General features: G+C 41.6%; 1 protein-coding gene. It reads left to right on the top strand.

The features are described from left to right. Nucleotides 1-404 (top strand): hypothetical protein (locus tag GWE18_RS42140; RefSeq protein ID WP_275191338.1); only part of this gene is annotated, 404 nt, incomplete at both ends.

The raw sequence follows: 404 nt of genomic DNA, 5'->3' as shown, positions 1-404 counted from the left end.
GACATTGGTTGTTCTTAGTATCTTGGTAATCATTGGCATGATTGCTATACCAGCCTATGACTCGCTCATGCGTCGTTATGAGTCTCAAATGGTGGGTCGGTATGTTCAAGAAGCACTCCGACGAGCCAAGATTGAGTCGGCTTTGCACCAAAAAGATGTCATCATTTGCCCAATTAACACCTTGGGTGTGTGCGATAGATTTGGGCAGTCTGGTTTGATGGTGTTTATTGACAAAAATAAAAACAATCGCAAAGATGACAGTGATGCTTTGGTGTTAAAAGAATCATTTGAGCTAAAATATGGCATGTTATCAATGACTGTGGCACTACATCGGCATTATATTAAGTTCATGGGCGATAATGCAAAGCCTCGTGGATACATGGGTAATGTGCGTTATTGTTCGC

The sequence above is a fragment of the Bradyrhizobium sp. CSA112 genome (genome assembly GCF_029051645.1).
Lineage (GTDB): Bacteria > Pseudomonadota > Alphaproteobacteria > Rhizobiales > Xanthobacteraceae > Bradyrhizobium.
Note: the sequence above shows the minus strand (reverse complement) of the source record. Positions and strands in the feature narration are given on the sequence as shown.